Here is an 18,187-nt window from a genome sequence, read left to right on the forward strand (position 1 = left end):
GCGCGGGGGGCCGGCGGGCGAGGCTCCAGCTATGGCCGACACCACCTGCGGCGCCGCCCCGGCGGGCGGCGCCGAGCCGCCGCATGCCGCGGCGCCGGTACGCCCGGGGCGTACCCCCTCCGGACGCGGCACGAAGCCGGCGGCGCGGGGCCGCGCGCCCGGCGGCCTCACCGCCGCGCAGGGCACCGCCATGTACGTCGGCTCCGTCCTCGGCACCGGCGTCATCACCCTGCCCGCGCTCGCCGCCGACACCGCGGGTCCCGCCTCCCTCGTCGCGTGGGCCGCGCTCGTCCTGGTCTCCGTGCCGCTGGCCGCCACCTTCGCCGCTCTCGGCGCCCGCCACCCGGACTCCGGCGGCGTCTCGACGTACGCCAGGCTCGCCTTCGGCGAGCGCGCCGCGACCGTCGTCGGCTGGTGCTTCTACCTGGCGATACCACCCGGCGCCGCGGCCGCCGCGCTCTTCGGCGGCGCGTACGTCTCCGCCGCCGTGGGCGGCGGCACGGCGACGACCACCGCCACCGCCGCCGGGCTCATGGCCGCCGTCACGGCCGCCAACACCGCGGGGCTGAAGGTGACCGGCCGGCTGCAACTGGCGCTCGCGGTGCTGCTCGTCGTCCTGCTGCTGACCGCGGTAGTGCTGTCGCTCCCCCACGCCCGTACGGACAACCTGCGGCCTTTCGCGCCGCACGGCTGGGCCGCCGTCGCCCCCGCCGCCGCGCTGCTGGTCTGGAGCTTCGCGGGCTGGGAGGCGATCACGCACCTGGCGGGCGAGTTCCGCCGCCCCGCCCGCGACCTGCCGCGCGCGACGGGCGCCGCCGTCGCGCTGGTCGGCGTGCTGTACCTGTCCGTCGCCTTCGCCGTCGTCGCGGTGCTCGGCCCGGCCGCGGCGGACTCCGACGCGCCGCTCGGCGACCTCATGGCCCGCGGCGTCGGCGGCCCCGCCCGGCATCTGGCCGCGGGCGCCGCGCTGCTCCTCACCCTCGGCGTCATGAACGTCTACTACGCCGGCGCCGCCAAGCTCGGCGCGGCCCTCGGCCGCGACGGCGCGCTGCCGGCGAGGCTGGCGCGGGGCAGCGAGGCCGGGGAGGTGCCGCGGCGCAGCCTGGCGGTGATCTCGGTGCTGTCGTTCGCGGCGCTGGCCGCGGTGACGCTGACGGACACCGGCACGAAACCGCTGGTGCTGCTCACCACGGGCTCGTTCACCACGGTGTACGCGGTGGGGGTGGCCGCCGCGTTCCGGCTGCTGCCGCGGGGCAGCGCCGGGCGGAAGGCGGCGGTGCCGGCGCTGATCGCGGTGGCGGCGCTGCTGGTGGCCTCCGGCCCGTACCTGCTGTGGCCGCTGTCGGTCACGGCCGCGGCCTGGCTCTACACGAGGCGCCGCGGGGGACGCCGCACAGGGCGCCGCCGGCCGGTCACGGGGGCCGGTGCGTCGGCACACGGGTAAGGACCGGGCGCAAGGCGCCCGGTCCTTACCGACCGGCCTTACCGACAGGTCCTTGTCGGTATGTCCTACTCAGTCGAAGCTCAGGTCGCCCGTGCGCGTCCGCTTCAGCTCGAAGAAGTTCGGGAACGACGCCATCGCCACCGCCCCGTCGAAGATCCGCAGCGCCTCCTCGCCCCGCGGGATGGCGGTCATCACCGGCCCGAAGAACGCCACGCCGTCGATGTGGATGGTCGGGGTGCCGACATCCTCGCCGACCGGGTCCATGCCCTCGTGGTGGCTCGTGCGCAGCGCCTTGTCGTACTCGTCGCTCTGCGCCGCCGCGGCCAGCTCGGCCGGGAGGCCCACCTCGGCCAGGGCGCCCTTGACGACGGTCTCGTAGTCCTCCTCACCCCCGTTGTGTATGCGGGTGCCGAGGGCGGTGTACAGGTCGCGCAGGACGTCCTCGCCGTGCTGCTGCGCGGCGGCGATGCAGACCCGCACCGGGCCCCACGCCTTGTCCATCAGCGTGCGGTACCACTCCGGCAGATCACGTTCCTCGTTGAGCACGGAGAGGCTCATCACCCGGAACCGCAGGTCGATGTCCCGCTGCCGCTCCACTTCGAGGATCCAGCGCGAGGTGATCCACGCGAACGGACAGGCGGGGTCGAAGTAGAAGTCGACCTTGGGCGTTTCACCGGCGGCAGCCGCCATGGGCTATCTCCCTGTTGTGATACGGATACACGCGACGTTGACGGCAACGTCAACGCCGACCGTCCCGACCGCATTCCGAGGAGCGGACCATTTTCCCCGACACCCCGGCGGTCCTCCTGCTGACCGGCATCCAGGCCGCCGGGAAGTCCACCGTCGCCCAGGCGGTCGCCGAGCGGCTGCCGCGCTCGGCGCACGTGCGCGGCGACGTCTTCCGCCGCATGGTCGTCGGCGGCCGCGCCGAGGTGACGCCGGAGGGATCGCCCGAGGCGCTGCGGCAGTTGCGGCTGCGGTACGGGCTGATGGCCCGTACGGCGGACGCGTACGCGGCGGCGGGGTTCACGGCGGTGGCCCAGGACGTGGTGCTGGGCGACGAGCTGGCGCGGACCGCGGCCCTGTTCCGTACGGACCCGCTGCTGGTCGTCGTGCTGGCGCCGCGCCCGGAGGCGGTGGCGGCGCGCGAGGCAGGGCGGGCGAAGACGGCGTACGGGCGGGCGTGGGGCGTACGGGAGCTGGACGGCGTACTGCGCAACGAGACCCCGCGGCTCGGGCTGTGGCTGGACACCTCGGACCAGACTCCGGCGGAGACGGCGGACGAGATCCTGGCCCGCGCCTGGCAGGAAGCCCGCTTCGCCCGCTGACACCGCCCGTACCCGGGGCTGGCCCGACGGCACCGGGCCCGCCCGCCCCGCGGCCCTGACCTCCCCGCCCTGCTCTCAGCGAATACCCGCCCACCCCGCCCGGCCGCCCGGCACCCTGGTGGCATGCCCGAGACCGTCGCCGTACTCTCCGACATCCACGGGGTGCTGCCGGCCCTCGAAGCCGTGCTCGCCGAGCCCGACGTGCGCGCCGCCGACGCCGTGGTCCTGACCGGCGACATCGCCGCAGGACCGCTCCCCGGCCCCACCCTCGACGCCCTGGCCGCGCTCGGCGAGCGCGCCGTGTGGGTGGGCGGGAACGCCGACCGCGAGCTGGTGGAGTACCGCCGCGGCACCCGCGACGGCGTCCCCGACCCGATCGCGCCGTGGGCGGCGGAGCAGTTGCGCGCGGAGCAGGTCGACCTGCTGGCGTCGCTGCCGGCGAGCGCGACGCTGCCGGTCGGCGGCCTCGGACCGGTGTACTTCTGCCACGCCACCCCGCGCGCCGACGACGAGACGGTGCTCGTCGACTCGGCACCCCGGCGGTGGGCGGAGGTGCTGGGCGGCCTCGGCCCGGAGGTGGAGACCGTGGTGCTCGGGCACACGCACATGCCCTTCGCCCGGCTCACGCACGGCCGGCTGGTGGTCAACCCGGGCAGCATCGGCATGCCGTACGGGCGCCCCGGCGCGCACTGGGCGCTGCTCGGCCCCGGCGGCGCGGCGCTGCGGCGCACGGCGTACGACTACGGCGCGGCCTGCGCCCGCATCGCGGCGGAGTCCGGCTACGCGGACGCGGCGTCCTGGGCGGACGAATACGTGTGGGCGCGGAACTCCGCAGAAGACGCGCTCACCGCCTTCGGCGGCTGACCGGCACCGCCCGCGCACCGTCCGGTACGCACCGGGCCCGGGGCGGTGCGGCGGCTCCGCGGCTACGCGCCCGGCCCCGGGCCCGTACGCACCAGCGGCCCGCTCTCAGCCCTCCGGGTCCGCCCGGCGCCGCGGCGGCTCCAGCTCGTCGGCCGGCCCCGCGTCCGCCGGGTCCACCTCCTCCAGCCGCTCCACCGGATCCACGGCGTCCCCCGGCTCCAGCGTGTCCCCCGGCTCCAGCGGCTCCACCCCGCCCAGCGGGTCGATCGGGTCCACCGGCGCCGGCACGTCGTCGCCCGCGCCGCCGTCCGTCACGGCCCCCGCACCACTCCCGGAAGCCGCACCCGGGCCCGTACCGCCGCCGCCACCGGCAGCACCACCGGCAGCGACACCGCCGCCCGCGCCCGTACCGCCCGCCGCCGCCTGCGGCGGCCCGGCGACGCCCGGCTGCCGTTCCAGGAACCGCAGCAGCTCCACCGGGAACGGCAGCACCAGCGTCGAGTTCTTCTCCGCCGCCACCGACACCACCGTCTGGAGCAGCCGCAACTGGAGCGCCGCCGGCTGGTCCGACATCTGCTCCGCCGCCTGCGCCAGCTTCCGGGACGCCTGAAGCTCCGCGTCGGCGTTGATGACCCGCGCACGCCGGTCGCGCGCCGCCTCCGCCTGCCGGGCCATGGAGCGCTTCATCGTCTCGGGCAGCGACACGTCCTTGATCTCGACCCGGTCGATGGTCACGCCCCACTCCACGGCCGGGCTGTCGATCATCAGCTCCAGGCCCTGGTTGAGCTTCTCGCGGTTGGAGAGCAGGTCGTCCAGCTCGCTCTTGCCGATGATCGACCGCAGCGAGGTCTGGGCCATCTGGGAGACCGCGAAGCGGTAGTCCTCGACCTGCACGACGGCGTCCGCCGGGGCGACGACCTTGAAGTAGACGACCGCGTCGACGCGGACGGTCACGTTGTCGCGGGTGATGCCCTCCTGGGCGGGGATGGGCAGGGTCACGATCTGCATGTTGACCTTGCGCATCCGGTCGACGAACGGAACGATCATCGAGAAGCCGGGGCCGCGGATACCGGGCCTGAGCCGGCCGAGCCGGAAGACCAACCCCCGCTCGTACTGCTTGACCACCCGGGCCCCGGCCATCGCGTAGACGGCTCCGAGACAGACGATGATCACCACCGCTGCGATCAGTGCTTCGATCATCACGGCCCCCTGCGTCGCGTGGGAGTCAGCCGTTTCTCCCTCAACCGTAGCTCCGCCGCCGCCCCGGAGACACCGCTCGGCGCCCGCGCCCGTACCGGGCGGTGCCCGGCACGGTCCGGGGACCGCACCGCCCCCGCCCGGTGGGGGTCCGGGCGGGGGTGGCGGCCGGGGCGCTCAGGCCCCGCGCGTCAGGGTCAGTAGACGCTCACCCCGTAGGCATTGAGCGCCTCGACGACCGGCTGGAAGAACGTCGTGCCGCCGGACGAGCAGTTGCCGCTGCCGCCGGAGGTCAGGCCGAGGGCCGTCGTGCCGGAGAAGAGCGGGCCGCCGGAGTCGCCGGGCTCGGCGCACACGTTGGTGCGGACCATGCCGTAGACGACGTCGCCGCCGCCGTAGTTCACGGTCTGGTTCAGCGCCGTGACGCTGCCGCCGTGCAGGCCGGTGGTGGAGCCGCTGCGCTGCACGGACTGGCCCACGGTCGCGTTCGCGGCGCCGGTGATGTCCCGGGTGCTGCCGTTGTACAGGTTGACGTTCCCGGGGTGGGTCTGCGCGGAGTTGCTGTACCGGACCAGCCCGTAGTCGTTCGTCGGGAAGCTGGATCCGGCGGTCGGGCCGATGGTGGTGGTCCGGCCGGAGTTGCTCCACCAGGTGCCCGCGCCGTCGGTGCAGTGGCCGGCGGTGACGAAGTAGTACGTGCTGCCGCTGCGGACGTTGAAGCCGAGCGAGCAGCGCCAGCCGGAGGCGTAGATCGCCTGGCCGCCGTTGATGTAGCGCTGGAGCTTGCCCTTCATGTGCTCGATCCGCAGGGCGTCGGCGTCGGCGCCCGCGGTCCGCTTGATGCGGGCGACCTCGGCGTCGGTCACGGTCTCGTCGATGCTGACGACGAGGGTGCCGGACTTCTTGTCGACGCCCCAGGCGGTGCCGCCGACGTCGGCGGCGAGCACCGCGTCGTCGGCTCTCGCCAGGGTGGCCGCGCTGAAGCCCTCGGGCTGCTGGGCGGCGCCCGACGCGGGTAGCGCGAGCGCTGCGCCCGCGAGGGCCGCGGTCAGTGCGGCGACCAGCCGCAGTCGCCTCTTGGTGCCGCTCAGTGGGGGTGTGCGCTTGATCCTCACTCAATCCTCCGAGTGTGCTCGGGGACCCGCCGGCGGGCAGGTCCGTGAGGCGCAGCCACGGGGCGGAGAAAACGCTGAAGGGCTCGCCCGGCCGGGTTCGATGCGTCCGGCCGTGGGGGTGCGGCCCCTTATTTTCGTCGTGCCCCTGACAAGCGCTGCTGAGAGTATTCAGACGATGACAGGTGTGCACAAGTAGGCACTGGCTCATGTTGGCGCAAACGCGCCCCCCGCCCCGCCCGACCGGCCCGGCCCCGGTCCCGACCACTCGAACAGCGCGGGAACCACCCGAGCGGAGGCCGAAACACCCGTCCGGCCCCGCGGGAATCTCCTGTCACCCCGTCAGACCCCTTGCGCCGGGGGAACTCTGACGTAGCGACAGCCGTTTCTGTGCCAGTACTGTCACGAACCCGGCGCGTGCCCTCTATCTGATTGGCACATCATCCGCATCATGGATGACCATAGGTGAGCGGACAGACATCCCCGGACTGCTCCGGGGACAGCCCACGCCGCGGGAGAGAGAGGAGGCGTCATGGGATCGGTACGCAGGGCTAGTGCCTGGCTCGGCCTCGTCGACGACAACGATGACGAGCGCTACTACGACGGGTACGAAGACGAGAGCGCAGAGCCCCAGGGAGACGCCGCCTGGACGACGGACCCGCGCGTGCGCGTGGCCTCCCAGGTCGCCCAGGAGAAGGGGCGCCGCATCGCCACCGTGTCGCCGGACGGGTTCCGCGACGCGCGCGGGATCGGCGAACTCTTCCGCGAGGGCGTCCCCGTCATCGTGAACCTCACGATGCTGGAGGCCGCCGACGCCAAGCGCGTCGTCGACTTCGCGGCGGGCCTGACCTTCGGGCTGCGCGGCTCCATCGAGCGGGTGGCGACGCGGGTGTTCCTGCTGACCCCCGCGGAGTACGCGATCGTCCCCGGCGAGGTGCCGCGCTCCACGCAGGGCGGGTTCTTCAACCAGAGCTGAGCCGAACGACCGCGGAAAGACGACGCAAAAGCAGTACCGGGGCTGGGCCGTACGGCTCAGCCCCGGAACGCGTCCAGCCCCGTCAGCGCCTTGCCCAGCACGAGCTGGTGCATCTCCACCGTGCCCTCGTACGTCAGCACCGACTCCAGGTTCGTGGCGTGCCGCATCACCGGGTACTCCAGCGAGATGCCGTTCGCCCCCAGGATCGTGCGGGCCGTCCGGCAGATCTCGATCGCCTCGCGGACGTTGTTGAGCTTGCCGAAGCTGACCTGTTCCGGACGGAGCGTGCCGGCGTCCATCCGCGTGCCCAGGTGGTGTGCGAGCAGCACGCCCTTGTGCAGTTCGACGGCCATGTCGGCGAGCTTGGCCTGGGTGAGCTGGAAACCGCCGATGGGCTTGCCGAACTGCTCGCGGGTACGGGCGTATTCGAGCGCCGCGTCGAAGGAGGACCGGGCCGCGCCCATGGCGCCCCACACGATCCCGTAGCGGGCGTGGCTCAGGCAGCTCAGCGGCCCGCGCAGCCCGGTGGCCTCCGGCAGCACGGCGTCGGCGGGCAGCCGCACCCCGTCGAGGACCAGCTCGCTGGTGACCGAGGCGCGCAGCGACCACTTGTGCCTGATCTCGGGCGCGGCGAAGCCGGGCGCGTCGGCCGGCACGACGAAGCCGCGGATGCCCTCGTCGGTACGGGCCCACACGACGGCGACGCCGGCCACCGAGCCGTTGGTGATCCACATCTTGCGGCCGGTCAGCACCCAGTCCGAGCCGTCGCGCTTGGCGTACGTGCGCATCCCGGCCGGGTCGGAGCCGTGGTCCGGCTCGGTCAGGCCGAAGCAGCCGATGACCTCGCCGGTCGCCATCCGCGGCAGCCACTGCCGCTTCTGCTCCTCGGAGCCGAACTGCCGGATCGCGTACATCGCGAGGGAGCCCTGCACCGAGACCAGCGAGCGGATGCCGGAGTCGGCGGCCTCCAGCTCCAGGCAGGCCAGCCCGTACTGCACGGCGGAGGCGCCGGCGCAGCCGTAGCCGGTGAGGGACATGCCCAGCGCCCCCATCGCGCCCAGCTCGCGGGCCAGTTCGCGGATGCCGGGCAGCTCGCCGCGCTCGTACCACTCGGCGATGTGCGGCAGGACCCGGTCGGCCGCCCAGTCGCGCACGGTGGCGCGGACGGCGAGGTCCTCGGGGCTGAGGAGGTCGTCAACTCCCAGCGGATCGCCGGGGTTGAACGGCGGCAAAGTGCTTGCGGGCATGGCTGTCGTCCTCCGGCGGGCCGTCGGGGTCACGGCCCGACGCTACTTGCGCGTATTCGGCGTCGTCCAGCCTCTCCGCGCGCGGCGTGACGTCTTGCACACGGCGCGCGCGCCCGCGGCCCGCGCCGCGCTCGCGCTCCCGGCCGCCGCCGTCCGCCGCCGGGCGCTGCCGCCGCACGCCGAGCGGGGCCACCGGCCGGGCGCCCGGCACCTTGCCGGCGGCCTTCGCCGGCGGGCGGTCCGCCGCACCGCCGGGCTCCCCGCACTCCATCGACCGCGGCAGCCGCAGCGCCGTGAGCGCCCCGAGCAGCAGCAGTCCCGCGCTGACCGCCAGCGTGACGTGCATGCCGTGCACGAACGCGTCCCGCGCGGCGGCCCGCAGCGTGGCGCCCGCGGCGCCGCCCAGCTCGCCCGCGGTCTCGTACGCCTCGCCCAGCGAGTTGCCCGCGGCGTCGGTCGCGCTGGCCGGCACGCCGGGCACGGTGCCCAGGGCGGGGCGGTAGACGGCGTTCATGACGCTGCCGAGCAGCGCTATGCCGATGCCCGCGCCGAGCTGGTACGAGGTCTCGCCGATCGCCGCGACCCCGCCGGCCTGCTCCGCGGGCGTCTCGCTGAGCATCGACTCGTACGCGCCGAAGATGGTCGTCTCCAGCCCGTACCCCAGCAGCACGAAGCCCGCGCCGAGCACCAGCGGGCGGTCCTCCTGGCCCAGGCTGATCAGCCCGGTGACGGCGACGGCGGTGAGCAGGAAGCCGAGCGCGACCATGGCGCGCGGCCCGAGCCTGGCGACCATCCGGGAGCCGGCCAGGCCCGCGGCCACGGCGGCGACGGTCAGCGGGATCAGCCGCAGCCCGGTCTCCAGCGGGCTGAGGCCGAGGACGAGCTGCATGTACTGCACGGCGACGAGCTGGAGCCCGACGAGGGCGAGCAGCGCGAGCACGATGCAGCCGACGGCGGTGCCGAAGGACCGGCAGGAGACGACGTCGAAGTCGACGAGCGGGTGGGCGCGGCGGCGCTGCCTGCGGACGAAGAGGGCGAGCAGGGCGCAGCCGGCGAGCAGCGGCGCGACGACGGAGGGATGCAGCGGCCCGTCGCCGGCGCCGGCCTGCTTGAGCGCGAGGATGACGCCGAAGAGGCCGAGGGCCGCCATCAGCGCGCCGAGGACGTCCCAGGGGCCGGCCGAGTCGGCGGTGGACTCCGGCAGCAGCCAGCGGCCCACGGGCACGGCGATCACCATCAGCGGGATGTTGATCAGGAAGACCGAGCCCCACCAGAAGTGCTCCAGCAGAAAGCCGCCGAGCAGCGGCCCGATGGCCGCGCCCACGGCGGCGGTGGCGCTCCACAGCCCGATGGCCGCCGCGCGCTCGCGGCGGTCGGGGAAGACCTGGCGCAGGATGGACAGCGTGGCCGGCATGATCATGGCGCCGCCGACGCCGAGGAGGGCGCGGGCGGCGATCAGCACGTGCGGGTCGCTCGCCGCGGCGGCGAGCGCGGAGGCCAGGCCGAAGATCGCGTAGCCGAGAAGCAGCACGCGGCGGCGGCCCACGCGGTCGCCGAGGGTGCCGAAGAGGATCAGCAGGGAGGCGGCGACCAGGGGGTAGGCGTCGACGATCCACAGCAGGTCGACGGCGCCGGGCTTGAGGTCCTCGGTGAGCGCCGGGACGGCGACGTGCAGGACGGTCGCGTCGAGGGCGACGAGCAGCAGGCTGGAGCAGAGGACGGCCAGCACGGTCCAGCGGCCGGCGTCGGCGCCACAGGCCCCGGGGACGTCCCGCGGCGGGCTCGTGGCCGTGGCCGTCCCTGACATCTACGCACCTCCCGGACTCGCGCGAGTCGACAGCGTACGCGAGTCCGCGGGCCGCACGTGGCGGCACTACCCGTTGCGGGTGACGGCGCTACGGGCCGCGCGGGGCCCTCCCCCCTCGTGTTCGCACCGGTCCGTTGACGTGCCATGATTGCCCGCCCCCGGTCCGGGAAGTCACTGGTTGAGGGCTTAACGCACGATGTGTGACGCCCGTCACACGCCCCGGGCCGGCCGCCCGCCAGGCGAACGGTCCGCAACGGCACGCTGAATCTCCGATAAACGGAGGAGCGCGAAAAACAATTGACCGATTGGCCGTACTCAGATATTCCCAGAAAGCGGAAGACATGAGTCCTGAAAAGGCGGTGGGGTAAGTGCCGTTGACGACCCGGCCCACATCACATAGGCATTACAAATCCGGCCGATTGGTCAATCCGCGGCACCCGGCGATGTAGCGTCGATTCCGTGCGTACCGAAGAGAGACGTCCGCAGGGAGCGGAGCGTCCGACCACACACAGCGGCCGGCGGCCGCGTATGACCAGGACCCGGCTCTGGCTGTTCTGGTCGTCGCTGGCCGTCTACGCGGCGATCGTCGCGGCCGTGGTGACCACGTCGTGGCTGGTGCACCTCGACTGGCAGCTCATGCTCTTCCGGCCGTACAAGCAGTGGCCGGAGTTCCACGCCTTCCTGGACTACTTCGTGGTCCTCGGGCAGCGCGCGCCCACCGCCGTGGCCGTGCTGGCCTGGCTGGGCTGGCGCGCCTGGCGGCAGCACACCCTGCGCCCGCTGTTCATGCTGGCCGGCTCGCTGCTCCTGCTGAACCTCACGGTCGGGGCGGCGAAGATCGGCATGGGCCGGCTCGGCCCACACTACGCCACCGAGATCGGCTCGAACGAGATGTGGGCCGGCGGCGATATATTCCCTTCGGGTCACACCGCGAACGCCGTCGTGACCTGGGGCGTCGTGGCCTATCTGGCGACGACGCCGCGGGCCCGCAGGACCGCCTCCGTGGTCTGCGCGATGGTGGCGCTGGGCGTCGGCGGCACCACGGTCTACCTCGGTACGCACTGGCTCAGCGACGTGCTCCTCGGCTGGGTCGCCGGTCTGCTCGTGCTGCTGGCCCTGCCCTGGTTCGAGCCCGTCGTGGCCCGCGCGGAGGCGTGGCTGCTGCACGTGCGCGACCGGCTGCGCGGCTCGCCGGCCGCCGGACCGGCCGCGCCGGCCTCGCTGTCACCGCTGGCCACGCGCGTCTCGATCGTCTCGCAGCGCCCGACCGGCACCGGTGCGCCGACCACGCGGGACACGCGGGAGATGGCCCGCGTCAGCTCGGGAACGGCCCCGGGACCGGCGCCTGCCGCCCGCCCGGACACCTGGCCGCACCTGGCCCCGCGCCCGCACACCGCGCGGCAGGAGCGCCCGGCCGGCCACCGCCGCCCGCCGCAGTCGGACCGCCCCGGCGGCCGTCCGCAGGCGCGTGCGGGCGGCTGACCCGCACTATCCGACCCAGCAGCGCGTGACCGTGCCGTCCTGGACGGTGAAGTTGAGCCGTCCGCCCATGAACTCCATGGTGATGACGGCCCCCGGGGGCAGCGAGCGGACCGTGGTCCAGCCGCGGCCCCTGGCCTGCTCCTCGGCGTCGGCGGCGGCCAGGCCGACGTAGTTCTCGGTGTCGTCGTCGGGGTTCGAGGGCGGTGTCGGCAGGTTCGGTGGAGTTGCCATGGCGCCCACGCTATGCCCCTGGTCACGGCCGCGGTAGGCCCGGGTCGCACGGGGATGTCGCGGGCCTGTTCACCGCGGGTCACACTTCTGTCACAGCGCCCGCCGGCCGCCGAGGGGCCCGGAAGAGGCCCCGTACATGCGTCCGAGAGGCACCTCCTGACGGGCTATCGGGAATTGCTGTCAGCGGCCCTAAACACACCCGCTGTTTACCCGCGGGGCCCCCTGGAATTCATCGAATTTCCCCCTTCCGGCGGTGCCCGGTGTCAGCTCCGCATAAATCCCCCGAGCGGCTCCCGCGACACACCGGGCGAACGCGCGTAGCGCGCCGGATCCGTACACCGGTGGCACCGTCGTGCCGTGGACGCGTCGCGTCGTCACACGTGACCTACGAACGGAAGGTGCAGAGGCGATGGGGACGACAGAGGCGGCACCGGCACCGGCACCCGCCCGCCCGCGCGCCCGGCGGCACGGCTCGGTGGTCGTGGACTGGCTGACCACCACGGACCACAAGAAGATCGGACATCTCTACCTCATCACCTCGTTCGCCTTCTTCCTCTTCGCCGGCCTGCTGGCGCTGCTGATGCGGGCGGAGCTGGCCAGGCCGGGGATGCAGCTCATCAGCCCCGAGCAGTTCAACCAGTCGTTCACGATCCACGGCACGATCATGCTGCTGCTCTTCGCGACGCCCACCTTCGCCGGGTTCGCCAACGAGATCATGCCGCTCCAGATCGGCGCGCCCGACGTGGCGTTCCCGCGGCTGAACATGCTGTCGTACTGGCTGTTCCTCTTCGGCGGGCTGATCGTGGTGAGCAGCTACCTGACGCCGAGCGGACCCGCGGACTTCGGCTGGTTCGCGTACGCCCCGCTGAACGGCGAGGTGCACTCCCCCGGCGTGGGCGCGGACCTGTGGATCATGGGCCTGGCGCTGGCGGGCTTCGGCACGATCCTGGGCGCGGTCAACTTCCTCACCACGATCGTCGGGATGCGCGCGCCCGGTATGACGATGTTCCGGATGCCGATCTTCACCTGGAACACCCTGTTCACCTCGATCCTCATCCTGATGGCGTTCCCGGTGCTGGCGGCGGCGCTGCTGGTGCTGGAGGCGGACCGGCGCTTCGGCTCGGTCGTCTTCGACGGGTCCGTGGGCGGGGCGCTGCTGTGGCAGCACCTGTTCTGGTTCTTCGGCCACCCGGAGGTCTACATCATCGCGCTGCCGTTCTTCGGCATCATCAGCGAGATCATCCCGGTCTTCTCCCGCAAGCCGATCTTCGGCTACGTGATGCTGGTCGCCGCCACCATCGCCATCACCGGCCTGTCGATCGTCGTCTGGGCGCACCACATGTTCGCCACCGGGGCGGTGCTGCTGCCGTTCTTCTCCGCGACGTCGTTCCTGATCGCCGTGCCCACGGGGGTGAAGTTCTTCAACTGGATCGGCACGATGATGAACGGCTCGCTGTCGTTCGAGACGCCGATACTGTGGTCGATCGGGTTCCTGGTCAGCTTCCTCTTCGGCGGGCTGACGGGCGTGCTGCTGGCCTCGCCGCCGCTGGACTTCCACGTCACGGACACGTACTTCGTCGTGGGCCACTTCCACTACGTGGTCTTCGGGACGGTGGTGTTCGCGACCTTCGCGGGCTTCTACTTCTGGTGGCCGAAGTTCACCGGAAAGATGCTGGACGAGCGGCTGGGGAAGATCCACTTCTGGACCCTGTTCGTCGGCTTCCACGCCACGTTCCTGGTCCACCACTGGCTGGGCGTGGAGGGCATGCCGCGGCGGTACGCGGACTACCTGGCCGCCGACGGGTTCACCACGCTCAACACGGTCTCCACCATCGGCGCCTTCCTGCTCGGCGCCTCCACGCTGCCGTTCCTGTACAACCTCTGGATCACGGCGAAGGACGGCGAGAAGGTCGACGTGGACGACCCGTGGGGCTTCGGCCGCTCCCTGGAGTGGGCCACCTCCTGCCCGCCGCCTCGGCACAACTTCGTCGCCCTGCCGCGGATCCGCTCCGAGTCGCCGGCCTTCGACCTGCACCACCCGTACGCCGTGTCGCACGAGCAGCGCGGGCCGGGCGGCGAGCGGGACGTGGTCGACCCGGACGCGGAATGAGGAGCAGGGCTGGCGCGGGCCGGCGCCGGCGGGCGCTGGCCGGCGCGGGTCAGGCCAGGGCGCGGCCGAGCCGGTCGGCCAGCTCCCTGATGTGCCCGGTCAGCTCCGGCGGGTCGACGACCTCGAAGTCGTAGCCGGTCAGGAGCAGGTGCACGACCATGGCCTGCATGCCGTACGAGCCGGTGTGCAGCAGGCAGGTGTCCTCGCCGTCCGGCTCCAGCACCCCGGCGGACGGCGAGATGCGGGTCGCCGCCTCCTCGTGCGGCGCCCGGAGGCGGACAGTGGCGCGCGTCGGGTACGCGTAGACGGCGACGCCGCGCGAGACGTACGCGGCCAGGTCCTCGGCGGGCGGGTCGCGGGGCGGTACGCGCGGGCCGTGCGGCGGCCGGGGCGTGATGCGGTCGGCGCGGAACGTGCGCCAGTCGTCGCGCTCGACGTCCCAGGCGACCAGGTACCAGCGGTAGCGGGAGCAGACGAGCCGGTGCGGGTCGGCCGTCCTGCGGGTGACGGCGCCGTCGGCGCCGGCGTAGTCGAAGCGCAGCCGCTCGCTGTCCCGGCAGGCGTGGGCCAGCTCCGTGAGCACCTCGGGGTCGACGGCCGGGCCGGTGCCGCCGCCCATCATCGGGACGGTGTACGAGGTGAGCGCCCCGACCCGGCGCCGCAGCCGGTTCGGCAGCACCTGCTCCAGCTTGGCCAGCGCCCGCACCGAGGTCTCCTCGATGCCCTCGATGCCGCCGCCCGCGCTGCGGCGCAGCCCGACGGCGACCGCGACGGCCTCGTCGTCGTCGAGGAGCAGCGGCGGCATCTGCGCGCCGGCGCCGAGCTGGTAGCCGCCGGCGGTGCCGGTGGCGGAGTGCACGGGGTAGCCCAGCTCGCGGAGCCTGTCGACGTCGCGCCGTACGGTGCGGGCGCTGATGCCGAGCCGGCCGGCCAGCTCCGCACCGGACCACTCGCGGTGGGCCTGGAGGAGGGAGAGCAGCTTCAGCAGCCGCGCGGAGGTGTCGAGCATGGGCCCGAGTGTGGCACGGCTTGCGGTCAGCTACGGTCCTCAATCCCCGCGGCCCGGTGCTCGGCCCGCAGGCCCGTGGGCCGGCTCTCAGGCCGCTCCGGCGCCCTCCCGGGTGCGGTGGGCGTACAGCCCGCCCAGCACCGTGCCCGTCAGCGGGAGCGTCGGGCGGTGGGCGTGGAGCCGGGCGAAGAGGTCGTCGTAGCGCTCGGCGGCGCGTGCCGGGTCGAAGCGCGCGGCGTTCGCCAGCGCCGCCGTGCCCATCTCCTGGCGCAGGTCCTCGTCGCCGATGAGCCGCAGGAGCCCCCGGGCCACGGCCGCCGGCTCGCCCGGCGGCACGAGCAGGCCGTCCACGCCGTCGTGGATGATCTCCCGCGGGCCCAGCGGGCAGTCCGCCGCGACGACCGGCAGCCCGCCGCGCATCGCCTCGGCGATGGACAGCCCGAACGACTCCAGCACGGAGGTGTGCGCGGCGATCGAACTCTTCGGCCACTCCGTCTCCAGCGGGTGCACGGCGCCCATGAGGAAGACGTGGTTGTACAGCCCGAGACGGTCGATCTGGGCGCGCAGCGCGTCGTGGCGGGGGCCGCTGCCGTAGATCCGCAGCTCCCAGTCGGGGTGCGCGTCGGCGACCCGGCGGAACGCCTTGACCAGGTGGTCGAAGTGCTTGAGCGGCGCGAGCCGGCCGGCGGCCATGACGGATCTCGCGGTGTTGTCGGACGGCGGCACGGGCGGCGCGGGCACGCCGTTGGGGATGGCGGTCACCGTCACGCCCGGCAGCCGCAGTTGCTCGCGGTACGCGCGGGCGTCGGCCTCGGTCATGGTGACGACGGCGTGCAGCCGCGGGTACGCCGCGCTCAGCGCCACCCGCAGTTGCCGGGGGTGGCCGGCGAACGTCAGGTGCTCCTGCCCGATGCGCAGGACCCCGCGGCGGGTGTGCCGGGCGACGGCGACGTTGAGCCCGGGGCGGGTGCCGACGACCGCGTCGGCGTCCAGGTTCCGCAGGTGCTCGGCCACGAGGTGGTCGGTGAGCGCGCTGTACTGGTCGTAGCGGCCGTCCGCGGGCGGGTAGTGGCGTGCGGGGAGGGCGTGGTCGGGGTGGCCGGCCGCGTAGCCGGGGCTGTCGGGGCGGGCGTCGAGGAGGGCGCGTACGGGTACGTGGGGCCCGGCGTCGAAGAACGGCTCGTCCTCGCGGCGGAAGACCGAGACGATCTCCACGTCGTGCTGCTCGGCGAGCGTGCGCGCGAGGGTGAAGGTGGTGTGGACGGTGCCCCCGACGGCGTACGCGTTGCTGATCAGGAAAGAGATCCGCATGGCGATCGTGTACCTCGGGACGGGTGGCGGACAGTTCCCCGCCCCAGCGTCGCACAGCCGCCGCCACCCGGCATCACGGCAGGTCAGAACAGCCAGAGCGGTCAGGGCAGCCGGGGCGGCCAGAGCGGTCAGGGCGGTCAGGGCCGGTACGGGAGCTGCGGCACCGTGAAGCAGTTCTCCGTCATCTCGCCCTGGCTGACCCAGCCGCCGGCGCCGTCGTTCGCGTCGTCCTGCCAGCGCGCCGCCGACACGCACGTGGGCCGCGTCTTCGGCGGGTCCGGCAACTCCTCGAAGCGGGCGGGCAGCAGCAGCCCGCCGGCGTCGTACGGCTCGGCGCGCGCCATGAAGTCCTCGACGCACCCCCGCGTCGGCTCCGCGCCGCACGACTGCGCGGCGTCCGCGAACCACATCGCCGCGGCCCAGCCCTCCAGTTGCCACTGGGAGCGGGTGCCGGTGTCTGCGTAGCGGTCCATGCCGTCGCGGAACGCCTTGACCGCCCGGTCGCCGGTGTCCTCGTAGTTGCGGCTGGAGCCGGTGACCCAGAGGGAGTTGCGGCAGCGCTCGGCGTCCGCGAAGTCCTCGCGGACGGTGGAGTTCCAGTTCTGCACGTTGGTGACCTTCGCGGTCAGCTCCACTCCGGCCTCGTCGAGCGCCTCGCACAGCTTGGCGTTGCCGCCGGTGTCGACGGCGTCGAAGACGAGGTCGACACCGCGTGCGCGCAGGTCGGCGGCGACCGCGTCGAAGTTCGGCAGCGAGAAGTCGACCTGCTCGGTGACGACGTCGTAGCCCTCGGCCTCCAGCCCGGCGGTGACACTGCGGGCGTACGAGGCCGAGGCCGCCTGGTTGTACGAGACGACGGCGGCGGTGCGGGCGCCGTGCTCCCGCTTGAAGTACCGGTAGACCTCGGTGCCGCCGTACAGGTCGCCGCCCCAGCCGGCCTTGCCGCCGGTGCGCGGGGCGCGGCTGCCGTAGATGCCGTACAGGTGCGGGTACGTCTCGTACGCGGCCCCGATCGGCTGGCCGCCGATGTCGGGCACGCCGGCGTCGCTGACCTGCGGGGCGCCGGCGTAGTTCAGCGAGGTGGTGGCGACGAGCGCGAACACCTTCTCCTTCAGCACCAGTTCGCGGACGCAGTCGCTGTTGCCCAGCCCGCTGCCGCCGTCGTCGCACGTGACGACCTCGACCGGGCGGCCGTGCACGCCGCCGCGCGCGTTCAGGGCCTCGAAGTAGGCCTGCGCGCCCTCCTGCGGCCCGCTGAACGCGTCTCCCACCGGGCTCGTCTCGCTGGCGATGAGGCCGACCCGCACCGGCTCCCCGCGCGCCTTACCCGAGGGCGCGGCGCCGCCGGGCGGGCCGGCGGGCCGCTCGGTGAACTCGCTCTCGGGCACCCGGCTGCCGCACGCCGCGGTCAGCAGCACCAGCGCGGCCACCGCCAGCGCGGCGCCCCCCGGCCTGCTCAACTCAGCACCCGGGGCCCGGCGACCCGCTCATCTCGACGAGCGTGCAGATCGCCTTCTTCGACACCTTCCAGGTGCCGTCCTGGAGCACCGAGACGCCCGTGGCGCCCGGCACGGCCGTCTGACCTTCGAGCGCGATGTCGTACGTCACGTCCGCCTCCTCGGCGGAGTCGAACTCCACCGACGTGACCTCCGCGGAGACCTGCTTCCAGCGCTTGTCGTCGGAGAACGCCGTCATCAGTGGCCGCATCGCCTCGCCGTCCTCCAGCACCGCCAGCTTCGCGTCGGCGTCGGAGTCCGGCGAGAAGAAGGTCGTCCAGTTCTCCTCGATCTCCTTCTCCGCCGCCGCGGGGTCGGCCGGTTCTGCGCCGCCCGCGCCGTCGTCCGCGCCCTCGCTCTCCTCCGCGGCGGGGCTGCTCTCCGACGCCGGCGCGCTCGGCGCCTTCTCCGGCGTGTCCGCTCCCCCGCCGTCGTCACCGCAGCCGGCCGCGCCCAGCCCCGTGAGCAGTACCGCCGCGGCCAGCCACGCGGCGCTGCGCGTGCGTGCTCCTCGGGTCATCCGTCCTCACCCCTGAACGTCGTCATGCGTCGAGTGTCCCGCCGATGCGTGCG

15 protein-coding genes and 1 pseudogene are annotated in these 18,187 nt (G+C 73.6%); 6 read left to right on the top strand and 10 right to left on the bottom strand.

Annotated elements, in window-relative coordinates; translation table 11 throughout:
• The first annotated feature begins 31 nt into the window (after window positions 1–31).
• Window positions 32–1,444 (top strand): APC family permease, encoded by a 1,413-nt coding sequence (locus QBL21_RS22515; RefSeq protein WP_407564031.1) that lies wholly within the window; start codon window positions 32–34, stop codon window positions 1,442–1,444.
• A 69-nt stretch (window positions 1,445–1,513) separates the two neighbouring features.
• On the opposite strand, the gene QBL21_RS22520 is transcribed toward QBL21_RS22515, so the two are convergent.
• A complete protein-coding gene (locus QBL21_RS22520; RefSeq protein WP_407564032.1) occupies window positions 1,514–2,134 on the bottom strand; it encodes a DsbA family protein in 621 nt (206 codons plus the stop codon).
• Between the two features lie 116 nt (window positions 2,135–2,250).
• On the opposite strand from QBL21_RS22520, the gene QBL21_RS22525 reads away from it, so the two are divergent.
• Both QBL21_RS22525 and QBL21_RS22530 read left to right on the top strand, forming a co-directional pair.
• Window positions 2,251–2,772 carry an AAA family ATPase gene (locus tag QBL21_RS22525; RefSeq protein ID WP_407566515.1) on the top strand — a complete coding sequence of 174 codons (522 nt, stop codon included), beginning with the start codon at window positions 2,251–2,253 and terminating at the stop codon, window positions 2,770–2,772.
• 123 nt (window positions 2,773–2,895) lie between these two features.
• Complete coding sequence (locus tag QBL21_RS22530; RefSeq protein ID WP_407564033.1) at window positions 2,896–3,636, top strand: metallophosphoesterase family protein; 741 nt, start codon at window positions 2,896–2,898, stop codon at window positions 3,634–3,636.
• A gap of 105 nt (window positions 3,637–3,741) precedes the next feature.
• Here the strand turns inward: QBL21_RS22530 and QBL21_RS22535 are convergent, their stop codons facing one another.
• Both QBL21_RS22535 and QBL21_RS22540 read right to left on the bottom strand, forming a co-directional pair.
• Window positions 3,742–4,836, bottom strand: coding sequence for an SPFH domain-containing protein (locus QBL21_RS22535; RefSeq protein ID WP_407564034.1), 1,095 nt, complete (start codon window positions 4,834–4,836; stop codon window positions 3,742–3,744).
• A 194-nt stretch (window positions 4,837–5,030) separates the two neighbouring features.
• On the bottom strand, window positions 5,031–5,948 hold the full coding sequence (locus tag QBL21_RS22540; protein WP_407564035.1) for a S1 family peptidase: 918 nt from the start codon (window positions 5,946–5,948) through the stop codon (window positions 5,031–5,033).
• A gap of 529 nt (window positions 5,949–6,477) precedes the next feature.
• On the opposite strand from QBL21_RS22540, the gene QBL21_RS22545 reads away from it, so the two are divergent.
• Entirely contained in the window at window positions 6,478–6,921 is a 444-nt protein-coding gene (locus tag QBL21_RS22545; protein ID WP_407564036.1) for a cell division protein SepF, read from the top strand.
• A 56-nt stretch (window positions 6,922–6,977) separates the two neighbouring features.
• Here QBL21_RS22545 and QBL21_RS22550 read toward each other — a convergent pair whose 3' ends face one another.
• Both QBL21_RS22550 and QBL21_RS22555 read right to left on the bottom strand, forming a co-directional pair.
• Window positions 6,978–8,168 carry an acyl-CoA dehydrogenase family protein gene (locus tag QBL21_RS22550; RefSeq protein WP_407564037.1) on the bottom strand — a complete coding sequence of 397 codons (1,191 nt, stop codon included), beginning with the start codon at window positions 8,166–8,168 and terminating at the stop codon, window positions 6,978–6,980.
• Complete coding sequence (locus tag QBL21_RS22555; RefSeq protein WP_407564038.1) at window positions 8,116–9,975, bottom strand: MFS transporter; 1,860 nt, start codon at window positions 9,973–9,975, stop codon at window positions 8,116–8,118. Before QBL21_RS22555 ends, QBL21_RS22550 begins: the two co-directional genes overlap by 53 nt.
• A gap of 528 nt (window positions 9,976–10,503) precedes the next feature.
• Here QBL21_RS22555 and QBL21_RS22560 point away from each other — a divergent pair.
• Complete coding sequence (locus QBL21_RS22560) at window positions 10,504–11,457, top strand: phosphatase PAP2 family protein (RefSeq protein ID WP_407564039.1); 954 nt, start codon at window positions 10,504–10,506, stop codon at window positions 11,455–11,457.
• Between the two features lie 6 nt (window positions 11,458–11,463).
• Here QBL21_RS22560 and QBL21_RS22565 read toward each other — a convergent pair whose 3' ends face one another.
• Window positions 11,464–11,688: an I78 family peptidase inhibitor gene (locus QBL21_RS22565; protein WP_407564040.1), complete on the bottom strand. Its 225-nt coding sequence runs from the start codon at window positions 11,686–11,688 to the stop codon at window positions 11,464–11,466.
• A 409-nt stretch (window positions 11,689–12,097) separates the two neighbouring features.
• Here QBL21_RS22565 and ctaD point away from each other — a divergent pair, with 409 nt between their 5' ends.
• A complete protein-coding gene (gene ctaD / locus QBL21_RS22570) occupies window positions 12,098–13,798 on the top strand; it encodes a cytochrome c oxidase subunit I (protein WP_407564041.1) in 1,701 nt (566 codons plus the stop codon).
• Between the two features lie 52 nt (window positions 13,799–13,850).
• Here the strand turns inward: ctaD and QBL21_RS22575 are convergent.
• From QBL21_RS22575 to QBL21_RS22590, 4 genes and pseudogenes are all read right to left on the bottom strand, one after another.
• A pseudogene (locus tag QBL21_RS22575) lies at window positions 13,851–14,807 on the bottom strand (helix-turn-helix transcriptional regulator); the annotation flags it as partial.
• Window positions 14,808–14,894: 87 nt separating this feature from the next.
• Window positions 14,895–16,118, bottom strand: coding sequence for a glycosyltransferase family 4 protein (locus QBL21_RS22580; protein WP_407564042.1), 1,224 nt, complete (start codon window positions 16,116–16,118; stop codon window positions 14,895–14,897).
• 137 nt (window positions 16,119–16,255) lie between these two features.
• Window positions 16,256–17,578 carry an ABC transporter substrate-binding protein gene (locus tag QBL21_RS22585; protein ID WP_407564043.1) on the bottom strand — a complete coding sequence of 441 codons (1,323 nt, stop codon included), beginning with the start codon at window positions 17,576–17,578 and terminating at the stop codon, window positions 16,256–16,258.
• Between the two features lies 1 nt (window position 17,579).
• Window positions 17,580–18,134 (bottom strand): hypothetical protein, encoded by a 555-nt coding sequence (locus tag QBL21_RS22590; protein WP_407564044.1) that lies wholly within the window; start codon window positions 18,132–18,134, stop codon window positions 17,580–17,582.
• Between the last annotated feature and the right edge of the window lie 53 nt (window positions 18,135–18,187).

The organism is Streptomyces sp. 184, assembly GCF_045781775.1.
Lineage (GTDB): Bacteria > Actinomycetota > Actinomycetes > Streptomycetales > Streptomycetaceae > Streptomyces.

Excerpts from the sequence above, each read along its gene's own strand:
- QBL21_RS22515 (WP_407564031.1), top strand. The coding sequence starts at position 32 with ATGGCCGACACCACCTGCGGCGCCGCCCCGGCGGGCGGCGCCGAGCCG.
- QBL21_RS22520 (WP_407564032.1), bottom strand. The coding sequence starts at position 2,134 with ATGGCGGCTGCCGCCGGTGAAACGCCCAAGGTCGACTTCTACTTCGAC.
- QBL21_RS22530 (WP_407564033.1), top strand. The coding sequence starts at position 2,896 with ATGCCCGAGACCGTCGCCGTACTCTCCGACATCCACGGGGTGCTGCCG.
- QBL21_RS22535 (WP_407564034.1), bottom strand. The coding sequence starts at position 4,836 with ATGATCGAAGCACTGATCGCAGCGGTGGTGATCATCGTCTGTCTCGGA.
- QBL21_RS22545 (WP_407564036.1), top strand. The coding sequence starts at position 6,478 with ATGGGATCGGTACGCAGGGCTAGTGCCTGGCTCGGCCTCGTCGACGAC.
- QBL21_RS22550 (WP_407564037.1), bottom strand. The coding sequence starts at position 8,168 with ATGCCCGCAAGCACTTTGCCGCCGTTCAACCCCGGCGATCCGCTGGGA.
- QBL21_RS22555 (WP_407564038.1), bottom strand. The coding sequence starts at position 9,975 with ATGTCAGGGACGGCCACGGCCACGAGCCCGCCGCGGGACGTCCCCGGG.
- QBL21_RS22560 (WP_407564039.1), top strand. The coding sequence starts at position 10,504 with ATGACCAGGACCCGGCTCTGGCTGTTCTGGTCGTCGCTGGCCGTCTAC.
- QBL21_RS22565 (WP_407564040.1), bottom strand. The coding sequence starts at position 11,688 with ATGGCAACTCCACCGAACCTGCCGACACCGCCCTCGAACCCCGACGAC.
- ctaD (WP_407564041.1), top strand. The coding sequence starts at position 12,098 with ATGGGGACGACAGAGGCGGCACCGGCACCGGCACCCGCCCGCCCGCGC.
- QBL21_RS22580 (WP_407564042.1), bottom strand. The coding sequence starts at position 16,118 with ATGCGGATCTCTTTCCTGATCAGCAACGCGTACGCCGTCGGGGGCACC.
- QBL21_RS22590 (WP_407564044.1), bottom strand. The coding sequence starts at position 18,134 with ATGACCCGAGGAGCACGCACGCGCAGCGCCGCGTGGCTGGCCGCGGCG.